This window comes from Lactonifactor longoviformis DSM 17459 (assembly GCF_900129135.1).
Taxonomy (GTDB): domain Bacteria; phylum Bacillota; class Clostridia; order Lachnospirales; family Lachnospiraceae; genus Lactonifactor; species Lactonifactor longoviformis.
Window position 1 is genome coordinate 14,893 of record NZ_FQVI01000019.1, and the last position, 17,537, is coordinate 32,429.

17 protein-coding genes are annotated in these 17,537 nt (G+C 43.8%); all 17 read right to left on the minus strand.

The window, feature by feature from the left end:
• Window positions 1–310 precede the first annotated feature (310 nt).
• Window positions 311–2,518, minus strand: a complete 2,208-nt coding sequence (locus BUA56_RS15515) for a carbohydrate-binding domain-containing protein (protein ID WP_072853345.1) — start codon at window positions 2,516–2,518, stop codon at window positions 311–313.
• A 187-nt stretch (window positions 2,519–2,705) separates the two neighbouring features.
• Window positions 2,706–3,488 (minus strand): hypothetical protein, encoded by a 783-nt coding sequence (locus BUA56_RS15520; protein ID WP_207650943.1) that lies wholly within the window; start codon window positions 3,486–3,488, stop codon window positions 2,706–2,708.
• Between the two features lie 155 nt (window positions 3,489–3,643).
• Entirely contained in the window at window positions 3,644–4,567 is a 924-nt protein-coding gene (locus tag BUA56_RS15525; protein ID WP_139249498.1) for a hypothetical protein, read from the minus strand.
• A gap of 23 nt (window positions 4,568–4,590) precedes the next feature.
• Complete coding sequence (locus BUA56_RS22815) at window positions 4,591–5,121, minus strand: hypothetical protein (RefSeq protein WP_139249499.1); 531 nt, start codon at window positions 5,119–5,121, stop codon at window positions 4,591–4,593.
• 406 nt (window positions 5,122–5,527) lie between these two features.
• Complete coding sequence (locus BUA56_RS15535; RefSeq protein WP_072853354.1) at window positions 5,528–6,442, minus strand: hypothetical protein; 915 nt, start codon at window positions 6,440–6,442, stop codon at window positions 5,528–5,530.
• A 221-nt stretch (window positions 6,443–6,663) separates the two neighbouring features.
• Entirely contained in the window at window positions 6,664–7,359 is a 696-nt protein-coding gene (locus BUA56_RS15540) for a GntR family transcriptional regulator (RefSeq protein ID WP_072853356.1), read from the minus strand.
• An 83-nt stretch (window positions 7,360–7,442) separates the two neighbouring features.
• The gene (locus BUA56_RS15545; protein WP_158641014.1) at window positions 7,443–8,717 is read right to left on the minus strand and encodes a lactate racemase domain-containing protein; all 1,275 of its coding nucleotides are present in this window, start codon (window positions 8,715–8,717) and stop codon (window positions 7,443–7,445) included.
• Between the two features lie 15 nt (window positions 8,718–8,732).
• Window positions 8,733–9,059 (minus strand): hypothetical protein, encoded by a 327-nt coding sequence (locus tag BUA56_RS15550; protein WP_072853360.1) that lies wholly within the window; start codon window positions 9,057–9,059, stop codon window positions 8,733–8,735.
• 11 nt (window positions 9,060–9,070) lie between these two features.
• Window positions 9,071–10,354 carry a TRAP transporter large permease gene (locus BUA56_RS15555; protein ID WP_072853362.1) on the minus strand — a complete coding sequence of 428 codons (1,284 nt, stop codon included), beginning with the start codon at window positions 10,352–10,354 and terminating at the stop codon, window positions 9,071–9,073.
• Between the two features lie 3 nt (window positions 10,355–10,357).
• Window positions 10,358–10,924 (minus strand): TRAP transporter small permease, encoded by a 567-nt coding sequence (locus BUA56_RS15560; RefSeq protein WP_072853364.1) that lies wholly within the window; start codon window positions 10,922–10,924, stop codon window positions 10,358–10,360.
• An 84-nt stretch (window positions 10,925–11,008) separates the two neighbouring features.
• Window positions 11,009–12,076, minus strand: coding sequence for a C4-dicarboxylate TRAP transporter substrate-binding protein (locus tag BUA56_RS15565; protein ID WP_103710766.1), 1,068 nt, complete (start codon window positions 12,074–12,076; stop codon window positions 11,009–11,011).
• A 388-nt stretch (window positions 12,077–12,464) separates the two neighbouring features.
• Window positions 12,465–13,586 (minus strand): uroporphyrinogen decarboxylase family protein, encoded by a 1,122-nt coding sequence (locus BUA56_RS15570; RefSeq protein WP_072853368.1) that lies wholly within the window; start codon window positions 13,584–13,586, stop codon window positions 12,465–12,467.
• 141 nt (window positions 13,587–13,727) lie between these two features.
• Complete coding sequence (locus BUA56_RS15575; protein WP_072853370.1) at window positions 13,728–14,828, minus strand: uroporphyrinogen decarboxylase/cobalamine-independent methonine synthase family protein; 1,101 nt, start codon at window positions 14,826–14,828, stop codon at window positions 13,728–13,730.
• A gap of 67 nt (window positions 14,829–14,895) precedes the next feature.
• Window positions 14,896–15,033, minus strand: a complete 138-nt coding sequence (locus BUA56_RS23435; protein ID WP_207650944.1) for a hypothetical protein — start codon at window positions 15,031–15,033, stop codon at window positions 14,896–14,898.
• Window positions 15,026–15,268 carry a hypothetical protein gene (locus tag BUA56_RS15580; RefSeq protein WP_072853372.1) on the minus strand — a complete coding sequence of 81 codons (243 nt, stop codon included), beginning with the start codon at window positions 15,266–15,268 and terminating at the stop codon, window positions 15,026–15,028. Before BUA56_RS15580 ends, BUA56_RS23435 begins: the two co-directional genes overlap by 8 nt.
• Window positions 15,269–15,437: 169 nt before the next feature.
• Entirely contained in the window at window positions 15,438–16,838 is a 1,401-nt protein-coding gene (locus tag BUA56_RS15585) for a radical SAM/SPASM domain-containing protein (protein ID WP_072853374.1), read from the minus strand.
• A 17-nt stretch (window positions 16,839–16,855) separates the two neighbouring features.
• Complete coding sequence (locus BUA56_RS15590) at window positions 16,856–17,419, minus strand: hypothetical protein (protein ID WP_072853376.1); 564 nt, start codon at window positions 17,417–17,419, stop codon at window positions 16,856–16,858.
• Window positions 17,420–17,537: the final 118 nt, after the last annotated feature.

Below are 17,537 nucleotides of genomic sequence, written 5' to 3' on the forward strand. Positions count from 1 at the left end.
CATTTTCCTCCTTCATCTCCTTGTTTTTTATATAACAGCATAAACCAAGACCTTCCGACCTTTTCCACTCATCTCCTCCTCAGTTTCTTTTATGATTTATGCTCTATATCGTGATTTTCTACTGTACAAGAAAACTCACACTACTAAGTTCTATTATATAAGATATATGTAAAAAATGCATTATATTTTTTACTTTTTTATGTATAATTTGTGCATTTTATGGAATTTCAGTACATCAACGTAACTCCCAGACAAAGAAACAGCAGGACAACCACCCAAGCTTGTCCTGCTGTTTCTCTCATTTCCCTTATTATCTGAAGACCAGGGAATCTAAAATGCTTTCCACGTCTTTATGCATCTGCTGAATCTCCGCCTGCTGTGCCTTGGTGTACAGATCAATCACCGTGTTCTCATCACCGCCTGCAATAAACCAAAGTCCGGAGTGCTGGCCCAGATATCTTCCGTCTTCCATTTCCGCTGCGTATTCTCTCGCTTCCTGCTCCGTCCTCACCGCCTCAATGGTGAACAGCTCTTCCTGCTTCTTTTGATTGCCATCCATGACAGTGTCTGCATACAGGAACGCCCAAAGTCCTCTCCCCACGAAATATTCCATCCGGTTATTCCATGTCTCTGGCAATGTGAAATAGTAATATTTCGTCACCATCCGGTCACCGTCTGTCTTCATATCATCCTCTGAGAGAGGCATCCACATGCCGTCCGTATCCACATAATAGCCATCCGGTGTATAGCCCGAGGTGTGCATGGCGCCTGTACTTCCTACATAATAATTGCCGATCCAGCGGTTCACCGCCATGGCACCGCTGCTGTCGGCAAAATACCACTCATTCTCTGTCAGGAACCAGCCGGTGGCCATGGCCCCGTCTTCCTTCAGATAATAGGTAGTATTTCCATCTCTCAGCCAACCGGTATAGACTGCTCCGTCGCTCTTCAGATAATACCAGACGTTATTGGTTTTTGCCCATCCAGTCTTCATAGCCCCGCTGGAATCAAACACATAATTTTTTCCTGCCACCTGATACAGACCGGTTACCATCGCTCCGCTGTCCTTCAGATAATACCAGGTCTTCCCCAGCTTCAGCCAGCCCGTGGCCATTCTTCCGTCGGATCTCAGATAATACCAGGTATTTCCTACCTTACACCAGTTTACAGCCATGCTTCCGTCGGCTTTCAGATAGTACCACTCATCCTCAAGAAGTCTCCAACCGGTGGCCATGGCTCCGCTGTCCTCCAGATAATACCATAGACTGCCTGATTTCAGCCATCCCACAGCCATGCTTCCGTCGGACTTCAGATAATACCATTTGCCGCCGGTCAGTAACCAGCCCTTAGCCATCGCTCCGTCTCCCCGCAGATAATACCAGGTATTTTCCAAGAGTACCCAGCCGGTGGCCATCGCTCCGCTGTCCTTCAGATAGTACCAGGTATTTCCCACCTTGCACCAGCCGGTGGCCATCGCTCCGCTTGGCTTCAGATAGTACCAGACATTCCCCTTTTTCAGCCACCCGGTAGCCATATAGCCTGAGCCGTTAAAATAGTACCACTGTCTGTCAATGTATTTCCACTGATTCACCGGATATGACTTATCCTGGAACTGATACCACCAGCCGATTCTGTCTCTGATCCAACTGCCCTTCTTTTCAATTCTGACCTCATTCATAGCGTTGCCAAAATCCGGGGAAAGCTTTCCCTTCTCTCCTGGATTGAGAAAAGAGGTCCATGCAGCCGTCTCTTCCCCCTCCTGGAACCAGTCTGATACTGCGGCTTCCCCGCCGTTTCTCTCTGCATATCCGGAATCCAGGAGAATCTGAAGTTCAGGCTCCTCTCCCTCTGCCCCCTGTGTCTGCCTTGCAGCCACGCCTGGCATCCCCGGTCCGCCTTTGGCAGACACATTGCCGGATTTGACCGAGATCGTACCCCCTGCACAGATTCCCATATTTTCTGAGGAGTGTGCTGCGACAGATGCCCCCTCAATCCCTATGTCCTGTTCCGCCTGAAGAGCCGGCTCTTTGGATTTCACCGTGATGCTGCCTCCCTTTAAGCGCAAGTCTTCTGCTGTATAGATGCCGTCCTCAGCCTCAATACTCAAGGCTCCGTTCCCCTGAACGGTAATCCCGCCCGGAGAAAATATACCGCCTGTAATTTGGGCGTCCTTCCCCGCCTGAATCCGGCTGCTCCCTGCAAGCTGAATCGTCAGATCTGCGGGTGTCTCCCCTTCATATTTCACAGAGATGCCATTGCCGTCCTCATTTCCCGTTTCTATTACTGCGCTGTTCAATGTAAGCACATGTCTGGATGCATCGTATACTGCAGTACCTGCCCCGCAGGGCACTGTGTTTTGTTCCGCCTCCAGGATATTCTGTCCATTGACCCATAGTTCCCCGTCTCCCTCCGCTGCCATAGCTGTGGTTGAAAACAGCAGGCTTCCAAAAATCACAGCTGCCGCCAATCTCCAGCTTAAAGCTTTCGGTCCTTTGCTTCTTTCTTCTGTCTCTTTCATAGGCTCCTCCTTTGTATTTCTTCAACGTTCCATAGCCAAACCCTTTTTACTAACTATTCCCATTATAGCGAATTACCCATGGGATTGTCTATAGTCTGTTGTCCCCCTGCCTGGCTGTCTTTGGACAAAAAAAGCCGGACATATCCGGCTGCCGCTTTCAAAAAGCAGGCGATGAATGGCTTGATTCTCAAAGTATTGACATTATCTGGTCCATCTCTTTGTACTGATAAGGGATATTGTTTGCGCGGCACCATTTCTCAGCTATTTTGCACAGGGCTTCAAAGTTTTCATCTATTGTCCAATCTTTACTCACCCTGGGCAATTGAATCATATTTTTATTTCCCAGCGCTATACTATCATAATTATGAAAATAGGGAGTCAGAGAAAATTCCACTATGTTTAAATAGTAAGAGACATCTTCCTCCTGTTCTACGATCGCATCTGCAATATCTTCTATATAACAATACTCTTTGCCCCTTTCCAGCTCAACCCAGCATACCCCTCCCATTTCTTTTACCGTGAATTCATTATTTTGCAAATCTTCCGGGTTAACACTGTCTAATATGACATCTCTGAGAACTATATCATTGTCTTTTATTTTTACTTCAGCCAAAGTTTTATTGTTTCTTTTATACACAGAAATCAAGTCTATTGCTTTCCATTCCTTTCGTATTAATTCTTTATTAGTTAACCACATATTCAACGTTTTTATAGTCATCCTCTTACATACGTGTATAAAAGCCCGGTAATTCATGCTTATCATACAAATGATATATATAGCACCTAAAAAGAGAATATAGTTTTCTACTAATGTAACCTTACTGTCTTCTTTCACCAGGAATAAAAAGAGCGTTATCACTGTTAACGCAGCCATAAATCTATTCCCCCAGATAACTTCAGCGGGTATTTCCCTATATGTATTTCTTTTCGTATACGGGTAACAACTCCACCGCTTATTTCCAATATTCATACACTTTTCTTTTGGGTAAATGTTAATGACACGAAAATATTCTAACGCAATAGCATAGTAGAATAAAAACCAGAACACTAGTACTGTCAGTATATATGGCAGCATTTTATGCACCTCCAAATGGGAATCTGTTGTCCTTTATATACAGAATATTTTTAGAACTTAACCATATGATGTGAAACCTGCCGATAAGCATAGGGTATCCCCCGCTTTCTGCACCACTTCTCTGCAAACACGCATTCTTCATAATTTGCGAGGCAGCAAACATCCTCAGTGCTTATATAATTGCTATTATTTATATAGGGGATTTCGATAAAAATACTTGCTAGTGCACTTTTAATGTCTTCTCTGGCACACCTGATTATTTTGCAATCAGACACTCTTATAAAAAACTGTTCCTGTTTTCTATACTTTCGTTTTATAGTCATTTTTTCTACTAAATCTTCTATAAATACATAATTTGGTTCCTTACCTTCTACCCATAAAACCCCGCATCTCTCATAAAGATAATACGGCTCCCCATTTTTCTGTAAAAATAAGATACATTCTATTATGTCATTGCTTCTTTCTACACGAATCTTTGCCTTCGAACCCTTCCTGCCGCATGCCGTAACTTCCAGGACTTCTACTTCACTTTTTAACTTTTTTCTGATTTTGAATGCCCTTGGGGAATTTATACATGCAAGAAACAGGTATTTTATATTATCTCTATTTACTCGTTTGTAGTAGTCAAAAAATATTTCCAAATTTACGGCAGTAGCTATAATGAATCCAAATAAACCAATTGATATGAAGTATATAAGGCCTATCATGTAGCTATGACTTTTATATACACACATATTTATCAGCCATATTCCCAAAACACAAAACAGTAGAATATTTTGTATAATACATGCTGCTGCCATTTCCCGGGGAATGCCTTTGCTTGTATTTCTTTTAGAATACGGAAATAGCAAAAATCTCATTTTGTTTATCGTAATACATTTATCATAAGGATACTGATTAATAAACAGAACATAAGTATCTGCAATTGTATAATACCCTGCTACATATACAAATATAAAAATAAGAATTTCCATTCTTTTCCACCCCTTGTAAAACATCAATAATGTGACATGTATCGAAACATCTCTTCATATTTATATTTTATTTGATTTTTACGGCACCAGGCTTCCGCATATTGAGCAGTTTTGTCTCCATACATCCCTAAAGCCCATCTTCTGGTTTCTAGTTTATCAACCCTTGGAACTATTGCAAAGCGGTCAGATTCCGCATAGTATTCTTTGTTTTCCCTGTCTGCAGAAAATAAATTCGGTTCAGTCCTGTCAACGACGTAAATATGTTCCGCATCTTTTGACAACATGGCCTCTATAATCTTTTCTATATATAAAGCTTCTTTATCAGGTTTCTCCACCCACATGACAGAACAACGTTCGAATAGAGCCAACGGAACGTCTGTGTCGGTACCGTTCGGAAGTATTACATTATGATAAGTATAATTATCTGCCTGTCCTCTTACAACTGCATATTTTCTATTATTACGTTTATAAATTTTCTTTACGCCTACTACTCCTAAGTAATTTTTAGGTATCTCATAGTCCAGAATATGCAAAAAATGCTTATAATTTTTCATATTTAGTCTCTTAAATTCATATCTAAACAATTGTACTGACAGGCTCATACTATACAGCACTACAAATACTACCAATATAATAATATAATCACCTATGCAGTCCTCAAATGTTTCCTTATCGGATTTATTCCAGATCCACTTAAAAATAAAATACAAAAAACAAAATCTGTTTAAAATGCCAGAAATAAAACATTCCACAGGAATTCCTTTTTCTGTACATCGTCTTGTATATCCCCAAAGCAGACGCCTCAGCCAAGAAAATACATTTATGCAGCTTCGAGGCGGGTATCTGTTAATCACTTCAAAGTAATTTTCAGATATACGATGCTCCCACAATACATACAAACAGATAAAACTCATAATTTTTAAAATTATCATAGGTACTCCTATAACATCCCCAAAATATTTAATGCAGAGGCATAGACTGATACATTACTCTATAACAGTAACGGATTTTATTCGAGAAGCACCATCTTTCTACAGCCTTCATATCCCGGTCAGTAATAGAATAGTTCAAGTCCCCCTCCTCGTAATCCCATGCCCTTTTAAGTAAATGCGGTATAAGTATATAATTATCAGAGTTTTCTATTACTTGCTCATAGTTTTCAAAGACAGGAACTATCTCCAGGTCTGAAACTCTCAGGTAGTATTTATAATCCTTCTTTTTTTCAAGCATTACACGCATAATATCCTCTATGTAAACAAAATATTTTTCTTCTTTCCTTTCTACCCAAAAAACATCTAATAATTTATATAATACTAGTGGAGGAGTTTCTGCCTCCACAACAACATTTTTATACTCTTTATTATTACAAACAACAGTTGCGTAAGTTCTTCTCCTGGTTTTATAAGTACTGGCAATCTGCGCTTCCCCTATATATCTCTTTGCTCTCCTTCTCTTACTAAGGAATAGCAGATAAAAAAAGTTTCTTATTGTTAGCTTTTTATATTGATAGAGCAGTACTGTTCTTTCAAAGATTGCGATACAGAGTAAAGAAAAAAACAGTGCAGCAATGCAGTAGCCCTGCATCACTTTAGTAAAGTACTTTAGTTCTTTACAAAAGAAGTATATCCCACAAACAAATACCGCTCCGCTGCTCATTAACAGATATAGCTTAAAAAAGAACAACTCTCTTGGAACCCCTTTTACTGTATTCCTCTTTGTATATCCAAAGAGTTTAAACCTGACATTATATTTAGGATATATACACTTGTTCCTCGGATAAACGTTTATGTGATTACAATACAAAATTCCCATCCCCATCTCAAAATACAAGTTAATAACCAGTACCGTAAATAAATTATACAGCAAGCTCTTCATCATTTCCCCTATTTCTATATAATAGAATCTTGATTTCCGTTGCAATCTGCAGATATCACACCATGTATGCTATCATAAGTATAATCGATATTGATTTTCTTTGCATCTGATAATTATGCCATATTATTGTCCTTTGGTGTCTGTGCAGGCAGCCGCAATATATAAAAGAAAGTAAAAACGCCGTCCCAACCATATCCTGGTCCCTGGGCGACGCTTTTTCTCTACAAATATTTAAAATAATCTCTGTATTCATTTACAATCTTCGGCAGATAATCCTGGAATCCTTTGATATGCTGTATCACATAATCATCAATACTGAAATCCGACGCAGTTCCAAAGGTGAGCATCTCGTACATCTGTTCATGCTCCCGAAAGCTTACAGGTATAAAATCATAACAGTTAAAAATCTGAATCAGATAACGCATCCGGGTGAGGTGGGACCCCATCCGCTGTACCACACTGAAGGTAAGAGGCTTATTGGCTGCAATATAGATAATCTCGTGGAATTCATCATCACAGGTGAGAAACTCCTCCAGTCTTCCCATCTCAATAATCTCCTTTTGTGTCCTCAGATTCTCCATCAGCTTTTTCCGGTATTCCGGGCCGATGTGCTTCATAGCGGCTTTCATGGCAGCCGGTTCCAGATTTCTTCTTATAAAGAAGCCTTCATTCACCATATCAATATCAATATAGGAGACCTTGGATTCTTTCCTGGGCCTTATGTCAATTAAGAATTCCTCTTTCAGTTTCAGAACCGCTTCATGAACCGGTGTCCTGCTTACAGCCAGTTGTTCCGCGATATCTCCCTCATTAATTACAGTTCCAGGCTTCATAGTCAGATCCAGTATATTTGTCCGCATGATACGGTATGCATACTCTGCATGACTTTCTCCGTCTCTTCTAGCACCAACGTTCATACAACCCCTCCAGTGATTAACTTTGTTTTTTCATTAATTTACCATATAATCTTTCTCACGTCCATCCTTGCAGGCCAAACTTCTCATTCTCGTCTCACCTGCACCAGGGTCTCACCCCCGCAGGGAATAACCCCGATTTTCGCGTCCTGCCCCATAATCTTTAGGGCATTAGCCACCGCCTCCTGCACATCGGTAAATTTCTGAAATCTCAGCAGGCGGCACTCATCCTCTGTCAAGGTATCTGTAACACAGAATACCTGCACCTGTTCCACTACCTGATAATGGCAGAGAGGATTGCAGATCCCCACCAAATCCCGGATGGTTCCATTTTCAATATCTTTTCTGGCTGTCTTCTCGTCCTTATTCAGATACTTCTCCAGGATAGGCTTATGAGCAGGGGAATTTCCGCAGAGGCCTTCCGGCGGGTCAAACAGATAAATCACAATCCCTCCTTTTTTAACCCCCTTCAGTGAAAATCCTACGGGTTTGAATCCCTGCCAGTAGTCCAGATAACAGGGGTATGCAGAGACAATCACAATATCCGCCAGTTCCGGAATGGAGGGGCACAGGACCTTTTGGGCAAAAGCGACTCCCTCCCTGTGGGCTTTCAGATAATGGCCGCAGAATAATCCCAGAATCTGCCCCTGGGCGCTTAAGACTGTATTCACAATAAAATTCAGTCCCACCTTTTCTCCGATGGCATCAATCTCCTGCCTAGCCTTACAGTTTACATTTCCGAATACATCCTCGATCCGTTCAAAGCAGCCTGACAGATGGGTGGCCTCTGTTGTAATCCTGCCGCTGACTCCTGGCTGAATGATCTTGGCACCTCCGCCCCATCCCACTACGTTATGGGGAGCGATATTCCCGATAGCTATCAGATAGTCTGCCTCCAGGACGGCTTTGTGGATATATAGAGGAGTTTTCATTTGTTCTGTCTCACCGATGTACTGATAATCCTCCTCCCTCTGAGCGTCCACATTGACCACACCGTATTTTTTAAGCACATCTTTTCCTATCTTTTTATCCAGTTCTTCCTCCGTCAGAGGCCTGTGAGTTCCAGGAGCTGTTATAAATATTATATTCCGGCTTCTCTGTTCTACCCGCTTCAGAAGATACGGAATAATCTTCCGGGAGGGAGTGGGTCTGGTAGCATCGTCTATAATAACAGCTACTTTTCCGCCCAGAGGGATATCCTCCAGAGATGCCCCTCCCAAGGGCCGGTCAATGGCTTCTTCAATTACCTGTTCCTCCGGCACCGGATTTTCTTCCAGCTTCTGGGCTGCATAATATAAAAAATTCCTTCTATCCAATATCAGCTCTCTGGCACCGTTTCCTGTATCTATACGAAACTGCATTCTCTCCATTTTATGCTACACACCCTTCATTACTTTCTCCAGTTCCTCCAGGCGGCGTCTCATCTGCCGTTTTGCAAGGAATCCGTACAGACCTTTGAGCCCCATTTCACCGATCCAGAGTCTGGGCAGCAGTGCAATTTTTATCCAGGCCTGGACAGCCACACGCCCTTCCCCCATGGTCAGCTGAATAAAATGCGGTCCCCCTGTAATACTGTAAAGCTTTCCCCAAAGTCCCTCTTCTCCCATCTCCTGAAATCCTTCTTTTTGCAGATACCGGCCCGCAGCCTCCTCTATTAATTTTCTGTCGCCCAAAACCGAAACTTCTTCATAGTACCGAGACATATATCCTCCTCCTATCCGAACAGCCTGATTAAGAACAGCGAGATCCCAGGTATATAGGTTACAAGGAGCAGTACTGCAATCAGAGCTCCCAGCAGAGGCAGCGCCTCCCTGATAAATTCTCCCACCTTTACCTTTGTTATATTAGCAGCCGTGAACATAAGAATGCCAAATGGAGGTGTCACTCCGCCGATGGTAATGTTCATACACATAATAATCCCGAACTGCACCAGATCAATTCCCAGCTTTTGAGCAACCGGCGCCAGCAGGGGAGGAAAGATCACCAGTGCGGCATTGGCATCAAAAAACATTCCCATAAACAGCAGCAGGGCATTTACAATCAGCAAAAATACATACTTATTGTCTGTAAGTCCAAGCAGGAAGTTTGATACCGTAGAGGGAATCTGCTCCCAGTTCAGGTATTTTGAAAACAAGCCCGCACAGCACATGATAAACATAACAGATGCCGTGCTGAGTACAGATTCGATTAATATTCGCGGAATATGTTTTATTTTTAATTCTTTATAAATGAAAATCCCTAAAAATACGGAGTAGATCACACAGATAGCTCCGCATTCTGTGGGGGTAAACCATCCCAGCCTGAGCCCCATAATGATGCCAAAAGGCATAATGAGGGCCCATACAGAACTTCTTGCCTGTTTTCCCACCTCTTTCCAGGATGCTTTGGTCTTTCTGGACGGCAGATAACCACGTTTTTTGGAAATTCTCCACACAGTAATCATCAGTGCCGCTCCCATTAGAATTCCCGGTATATAACCTGCCATAAACATATCGCCGATGGACTGGTTCGTTACGGTAGCGTACAGAATCAGGCATATGCCAGGGGGAATAATCGGCGTGATTACAGAAGATGCCGCTGTCAATGCAGATGAAAATGCTTTGGAATAGCCTTTCTTCTCCATCTCAGGAACCAAAACCTTTGCCTCGAAGGCGCAATCCGCAATGGGTGAGCCTGAGATACCGCCCATAAAGACACTCAGAAGAATATTTACCTGTCCCAGGCCTCCCTGCATGTGTCCAGTCAGCACTTCCGCCATATCCATTAATTTTTTGGAAATCCCGGCATAGGACATCACAACGCCTGCTGTAATAAAGAAAGGAATTGCCAGCATTGGGTAGGATGTAGTGCTGCTCATAATTGCCTGAATCAGTAAGTCCATGGGAAGATCATTTGATAAGAAGATAAAATATACCATGCCTGATATGGCAAGTGAAAAAGCAACCGGTACATTTATCGCAAAAAGTATAAACATTAATAACAGAGGTAAAAATGCCATCTTCTACTCCCCCTCCTTTCCCTGTAAAGCTGTAATCTCATCTGTCATATCCTGTACCGGATCTATATTGATAAGGCTGGCATACAGCGGCCTGCTGTTATAATCTTCATATTTAAAAATATTATATATCTGCTTGATGCAATGCAGAAGCATCATTAAAAAGCCAAATACAACAGACAGATCTACGTAAGTATATGGGATATGGAGAATCGGTGTAAGCTTGGCAACAGCTGCAATGGAAAGATTCACTGACAGATATGCTATAGCCGCTATCGCTGCCATCTCAACCACTGTAGTAAATACTGCCACCCCTTTCTCCATCTTCTTTGGAAAGAGCTGGACCAGCAAATCGATACTGCTGTGTCCTTTTCTTTTAAATGCCGCGCTCGCTCCAACGAACACTACCCAGGCATAGCTGGCATAAGAGATCTCTTCTGCCCACGGCAGGGACTTTCCGGATACCAGGCGTAATATAACATTGGAACTGGTCAGTACAATCAGCAGAACGAGAAAGAAACCTGCGATAAACTCTTCCAGATTAGCCAAAAAAATTTTCAGTTTTTTCTGCATCTTGAATCTCCTTCTTTCAAATTTTAATGGCGGCCAGACATGCCTGTCCGGCCGCCGAACATACAGGTACTGTTTCAAGCCTGATTACTCTTTGTCCACAATTTCTTTCACCCTGTCAAAAACGCCGTCTGTCCATTCAGGAAATGCTGTATACACAGTTTTACATGTCTCAGCAAACGCCTCTGTATCTACTTCTACAAATTCAACCCCCTGTTCCTCCATTTCCTTTCTTACCTGCTTTTCAGCAGCTAATACTTCTTCCGTTGTTCCCTTCGCAAATGCCAGTGCCTCTTCTGTTAGAATGGTCTGCTGCTCTTTTGTCAGGCTCTGGAAGAACTCTTCAGACATTTCTAGTCCGCCCGGAGCAATCATATGGCCGGTGAGCATTACATAGGGAGCCACTTCATGGAGCTTGGCTGCATAGATACTTGGAAGAGGGTTCTCAGCCGCATCAGCCACACCCTGGGAGATTGCACTATAGACTTCACTGAAAGCTATGGTTGTGGGATTTCCTCCCATGGCTTCAATAGTCTTTACCCAAAGAGGGGTGGTAGGCACACGGCACATAATGCCCTTAAACTCTTCCGGGTTGGTAAATTTCTTTTTACTAATAACCTGTCTGGTTCCAAAATATGTAGTCATGCTGTCCAGAACACGTACTCCCTTTTCGGCCGCATGTTCCACCATCTCCTGCCCATAATCGGATAATCCCACTTTCTCTATATCCTCCGGGGCATTGTACAAATACGGGGCATTCATAACCGCATAATCCGGTACAAAATCAGACATCTGAGCTGGATCGAAAAATCCAATGATATTCCCCCCTCTGGTAATCGCCTCTACGATATCCTGTGCATTTGCATAAAGCTCCGAATTAGCATATACCTGCACTTCCAGGGAGCCCTGAGACCTCTCATTCACACGCTCTGCAAATGCCTCCATTTGGTTTACCGCCGGTTCTCCGCTGGTAAGAATAGTTGCAATCTTCAATACCACCGGTTCTCCATCTGACTTTTTATCTGTTTCTTCTTCTGCCTCTGATGTATTTGACTCTGTTCCCCCAGAGCTGTCATCAGAACTTTTTCCGCATCCGGCCAACATACCTGCAGCTAACACTGCAGCCATAAAAAGGCTTAAAATCTTTGTTTTCATATATGCTCTCCTTTTCTTCTGATTCCCAAAGGAAATGTACAGAATACCTGTCGTAATTTCCTTATATGTTATGTTTTTGTGTTTTTCTAATATATCAGACGCAATTACATCATAATACACTCAAGCCCACTGTGTCAATGATTTTTCTCGGTATTCTTTTTCTCTTACTACATTTTGTTATATATACATAGTTATTATTAAATATATTTGTGCGTTTTATCCATATGTTTCACCTGCTTCTCAGTCCCATTTTTTCTTTTTATAATATATCACTGTAATATTATCCAATTTTTTCTAGCCGGCAATTTATCTTCAAAACAATAAGCTGCTGCCCGAAGACAATCTGTCTTCAGGCAGCAGCCTGTCTGCACACCATTTCCATTCCATTTTACTTATACTGACAATTCTCCCTGAAAACCTCATACATAGTCAGAATATTTTCCAGAGGCACTCCCGGCTGAATATTATGCACCTGTGAGAAGACATAGCCGCCTCCAGGCTTAAAGATTTCCAGATTTGTTTTCACCTGCTCTTTTACCGCTTCTGCTGTCCCCAGGTTCAGACAGCTCTGTGTATCCACTCCACCTCCCCAAAAAGTAATTTTTCTTCCATACTTCTTCTTCAGTGTCTCCGGATCCATACCTCTGGCTGATATCTGAACCGGATTCAGGGCATCCACCCCTATTTCAATCAGATCGCCAATAATAGGTTCAATCGCCCCGCAGCAATGCAGCAGCAGCTTTTTCTTATACTTTTTCTTTATATAGCTGTAAAGCCGTTCCTGATAAGGCTTCACCCTGGCTCTGTACGTCTCCGGGGACATCAGCAGCGCGTCCTGTGCCCCCAAATCATCCGCCACTTTTACAATGTCAATCTTATCCCCTATGCGCACCATAATAAAATCAATCAGTTCCAGATAATATGCCAGAATCTTCTCGTGAAGGGCATCCGAGAGTTCTTCATTGGCAAGCAGATCCATATAATAATTTTGATTTCCTCTCAGCCAGGAGGGAAGGCCAAACATAGGCTCCCGCAGCCCCTCCAGAATACAGCACTTATCCCTGTGAGCCTCCGCCCTCTCTGTCAGCCCTTCTACCATGTACTCTGTAGGCGGCAGAAAGGTGAAAGCCTCCAAGTCCTCCGGCTCCTCCACCTGCTCCATGGGGTGAAAACACATGTTATAATAATACCCATCCGGATTCAGCTTTTGTCCCACCCCCCACATGTCTGTAAAGGTGCCGTCCCCATTGTCCTTCCATGGGCGGGATTCATTAATGTACAGGGAACACGTATCACCTCCAAAATACTCCACCACGCTGTCATCCGGCACAACAACCCCCTGCTGAACTGCTTTTATGATAGTCCCATTGTCTTTCAGCCCCAGTTTTACCTTCAATGCCTTCTCAATCTGTTCATGCATGGTAGAATTATTAATTCCTCCAATATCCAGCGGCACCCTGTCAGCCTCTTCATGATTCAATGCCGCCATTACCCTTTCCTTTGATGTCATATTACATCTCCTGTAGTGATTTATTCGCGTCTGATATATCACTATATTCAATATAATACTTTTTGCTCCATGGGTCAATGTCCATTTTTGCTCATATTTTCCATGTATTTTCAGTAATACTGTACAATTCTTTATCCTTTTTTATTTATGTAATATTTCACATTCCCAATCTTTTGAGTCAATATATTCAATTAATTCATTGGCCTCTTCCACACTGTCCGCCAGTATGTTGAGCGCCGTCCGCTCATGAGGCAGTTCCTCATAGATTGCGTCGATATCTCCCTTTGTAAAGGGTCCCATTCCCAGAACAAGGTTCTTTCCTCCTTCCAGTACAGCTCTGCACTGGGGCAGCATTTCTTCCACAGAAGGACCTGTCAGATCTTTATTCAGCTGGACTGCTTTTAAATTAGCCACCTGCAGAATCCCGTCCAGATGCAAAAAGCTGGCTGGATGAAGATGTACCAGCGAATACTCATAATCCTCAACAATTCTGCAGGAAGTCTGATACAGATACTCCTGATAATGCGCCGGAGACATCAGGGAAGCCAGATCTTCCTGGTACCAGATTACTCTTCCGGGAGCCCATATATGATAAAATCCTATGCTCCTGCCCCCTAAAAAAGAGGTTGTCACCTTATACTGATCCCTGATAAGCATTCGGAGAGCTTCCGCTACCCGGAAAAATGCAGCCTTTACTTTTTCCGGTTCATCCATCAGTGCATAGGCCATCTCCGATTGCCCCATTAAGGCTCCCACGGTGTCTGTCACGCCCCTTAAAATAGGCTGGCATACCGGAAACCGTCCCTTGGCAAACGACGTCAGTTTTTCCGAAAATTCCAGGTACTTCTGGTACCACTGGTTCCTTTCTTTGTCTTCTATCCCCTTTATATCCCCCGGCTCTCCAATCACTGGCCTTGTGATCACACTAACCGTTTCTCCAACTATTCTGGCGCCAAAGATTGCCTCCATCCACGGAAGTCCTGTACAAGGCTCGGCCGCAAAGAATCCATCCTGGTTAACAGCCTCCGCCTCCAGAAACATACGTTCATAATCCGTCAAAAAATCTTCGACCACAATCTGTTCCGGTGTGATTTCATGCCCCCGCTCCAGCAAAGGAAGCATAGCCTCAAACCTTCTGCTCAAAAATAAGTCCCCAATCCGCACAATCACCAAAGGTTTATTCCCCGTCTCTCCCGCCCAGAACGCCCTGTGGCGCCTCAGTTTTTCTTCTGCACTCACCATATGTTCCTTCTCCTTTCTGCTTACAAATTTTTCTTCTAATATATCACATACTACTTATAAATGCAATTTATTTATTATTGCTGTAAAATTCAATATTTCTGTCTTCTTTATGATATATCACTTCTTTATGGTCAAAAAAAGAGGATGCACACGCTGTGCACCCTCCGCCTGTTTCCGGCACCCGGAACTTTTCTTCTTTACTCATCGTCAATCTCTACGGTTACCATATACACACTGGTCTCCGGAACCACCTGGGTAACCGTGCCGCTCAGCTTCGCAAGGGGTTTTCTCAAATTGCCCGACATTGCAACCGCATCCTTAATGGTATAATAATACATCAGCCCGGACATGGTACTTGCTTTGTCCTCTTTTAATTCGATCCTGTCCCCTGGTTTCACAAGCCCCTCTCTCTCCATGGTAAAATCAACCAGCTGCCCCATTGATACATGCCCTCTTTCTACTCTGTGTTGTTTTTATCTTACCACAAAAGTCTGAGAATTCCAACAGGAGCAGATCAGTCCCTTTTAAGCCGCAGGGCAAATCCAATGCTTGCCAAAAAGGGCACATAATAATCAGCCGTCCACCCCTTCCCGTCCAAAGCCTGTATTTTTATTTATAGGTTTCCTTATAATTCTGGAAATATTCTCTGTGGTGAGGATTTTCCTCCCACAATTCCTCAGCCTTTACGCCCCATTCTCTGGCATATTCCACACACTTGCCGCAGAGGTGTTCCACAGTCTCCGGCGACTGCAGATCGGTAGACCTGGCCCCGGTTTCGTGCACCATCCTCTGGAGGATCTCCGGGTTCTCCAGCATCGGGCAGGGCCGGAGATGATTCCCGTTAAAGGGCTGGTTTTCTCTGTAGGCCATAAACAGCGGCTGCTTCAGAGCCTCCAGAAGAGAAACCTCTTTTATATTGGCGCTGGAGTAATGAACAAATACACAAGGTTCTGCATCTCCGTTGGCATTAATATGCAGGTAGTTCCTGCCCCCGGCAATGCAGCCGCCTACAAACTCCCCGTCATTCTGGAAATCCATGACAAAGATTGGCTTGCCCCCTTCTCTGCCTCTGATCTCCCGGATTCTGCGGTACATATACTCTCTTTGTTTCACCGTGGGAATCAGTTCCTTTACCGCCGCATTGCCCACAGGCATGTAATTAAAGTACCAGCTGTAGCGGCAGCCGTGCCCAATAATCAGATCCAGGAATTCATCTGAGGTGACAGTCTGGACGTTAGCTCTGGTGTAACAGATGGAAGTACCAAAAATCAGGCCGTACTTCTTCAGCAGATCCATGGCTCCCAGCACCTTCTGAAAGATTCCATTTCCTCTCCGCCCGTCGTTTACCTCCTCGAACCCCTCCAGGCTCAAAGACAGGGATAAGTTCCCCACTCTCACCATCTCCCTGCAGAAGTCATCATCCACCAGAGTTCCGTTGGTAAATGCGTGAAATGCACAGTCGTTGTGCTTCTCGCACAGGCGGATCAAATCTTTTTTTCTCACCAGGGGCTCTCCCCCTGTATACATGTAGAAGTAAACGCCCAGCTCTTTGCCCTGGGTAATTATGCTGTCTAAAAGCTCATAGGACAGATTCAGCTTATGCCCGTATTCAGCCGCCCAGCACCCCGTACAGTGAAGGTTGCATGCGCTGGTGGGATCCAGAAGCATAACCCAGGGAATATTGCACTGGTGCTCCTTTCTCATCCTTCGTATGGTCTTCGTCCCCTGAAAGGCAGCTTCGTATCCCAGATTCAGCACAGTCGTCCTGAGCACATGGGGATTTACTTCATCCAGAAGACAATTAATATATCCCATCCACTTTCCATCCTGCTGCTGAATGAGGGCTCTGGCCCCTGCATAGGTTTTTTCCTGAAACATATCTCCGGCCAGCTTTTCTACCAGATCCACCAGATTCAAAAGATGTTTCTCTCTGTCTTTGTTCACATATTTGAGCACTTCATCGATTGTCTTTCCCACTGCTGCCCGTTCCATTTTTCTCGTTACTGTCATATTTTTTCCCTCCTACCCTACATAAAAATCCCCAAAGCCGCCAGTGTCATGAATACCGCGTCCGTCAGGCATACCACTTTCTTTTGTTTTACCCCCAGCCAATATCCGTACAGGAATCCTCCCACAGCCCCGGGAACAGACAAGCCTAATACACAGATACCGCCCCATAGGGCGCCGCCGTTCCCGTAGTAAAGGCAGATTCCTATAATAACTGCCTCAAGCCCCGTTCTCACAGATCTCAGGATGCATCCCTTCACAGACAGAGGATCCTCCCTGCGCTCTAGAAACCCTGCCTTGTCTGTCCCATTCCGGAACCGCCGCACCGCAATCATCAGCAGCAGCAAAGCTGCCGAATAATGACAGAATCTTCCACTGATATGTACGGCCGGAAGCTTTTGCATCAGACAGGCCGCCAGTCCCCCGAGAGCCATCAAAAGCAGCTGCACGCCCGCATACAAAACCCCCATGACAAGAGCCTTCTTTTTTCCCCAGTTTTCCTGGGTAGCTCCAATCTCCATAGTGGTTTCGAATATATGCAGGGCCAGACCCAGGGCAAGGAACCACACTACAACTGTCCCCACCTCACACCACCTCTTTCCGGACAATAGAATTATATCTTCCTTTAATTATAAAAAAAGAGACTGAACATGTTAATATTCAATCTCTTTCCAATGTTTTCTTTATAATGACAACAACACT

Coding starts and splice junctions, on each gene's coding strand:
- BUA56_RS15515 (WP_072853345.1), bottom strand. CDS start 2,518: ATGAAAGAGACAGAAGAAAGAAGCAAAGGACCGAAAGCTTTAAGCTGG.
- BUA56_RS15520 (WP_207650943.1), bottom strand. CDS start 3,488: ATGAATATTGGAAATAAGCGGTGGAGTTGTTACCCGTATACGAAAAGA.
- BUA56_RS15525 (WP_139249498.1), bottom strand. CDS start 4,567: ATGGAAATTCTTATTTTTATATTTGTATATGTAGCAGGGTATTATACA.
- BUA56_RS22815 (WP_139249499.1), bottom strand. CDS start 5,121: ATGAAAAATTATAAGCATTTTTTGCATATTCTGGACTATGAGATACCT.
- BUA56_RS15535 (WP_072853354.1), bottom strand. CDS start 6,442: ATGAAGAGCTTGCTGTATAATTTATTTACGGTACTGGTTATTAACTTG.
- BUA56_RS15540 (WP_072853356.1), bottom strand. CDS start 7,359: ATGAACGTTGGTGCTAGAAGAGACGGAGAAAGTCATGCAGAGTATGCA.
- BUA56_RS15545 (WP_158641014.1), bottom strand. CDS start 8,717: ATGCAGTTTCGTATAGATACAGGAAACGGTGCCAGAGAGCTGATATTG.
- BUA56_RS15550 (WP_072853360.1), bottom strand. CDS start 9,059: ATGTCTCGGTACTATGAAGAAGTTTCGGTTTTGGGCGACAGAAAATTA.
- BUA56_RS15555 (WP_072853362.1), bottom strand. CDS start 10,354: ATGGCATTTTTACCTCTGTTATTAATGTTTATACTTTTTGCGATAAAT.
- BUA56_RS15560 (WP_072853364.1), bottom strand. CDS start 10,924: ATGCAGAAAAAACTGAAAATTTTTTTGGCTAATCTGGAAGAGTTTATC.
- BUA56_RS15565 (WP_103710766.1), bottom strand. CDS start 12,076: ATGAAAACAAAGATTTTAAGCCTTTTTATGGCTGCAGTGTTAGCTGCA.
- BUA56_RS15570 (WP_072853368.1), bottom strand. CDS start 13,586: ATGACATCAAAGGAAAGGGTAATGGCGGCATTGAATCATGAAGAGGCT.
- BUA56_RS15575 (WP_072853370.1), bottom strand. CDS start 14,828: ATGGTGAGTGCAGAAGAAAAACTGAGGCGCCACAGGGCGTTCTGGGCG.
- BUA56_RS23435 (WP_207650944.1), bottom strand. CDS start 15,033: ATGAGTAAAGAAGAAAAGTTCCGGGTGCCGGAAACAGGCGGAGGGTGC.
- BUA56_RS15580 (WP_072853372.1), bottom strand. CDS start 15,268: ATGGGGCAGCTGGTTGATTTTACCATGGAGAGAGAGGGGCTTGTGAAA.
- BUA56_RS15585 (WP_072853374.1), bottom strand. CDS start 16,838: ATGACAGTAACGAGAAAAATGGAACGGGCAGCAGTGGGAAAGACAATC.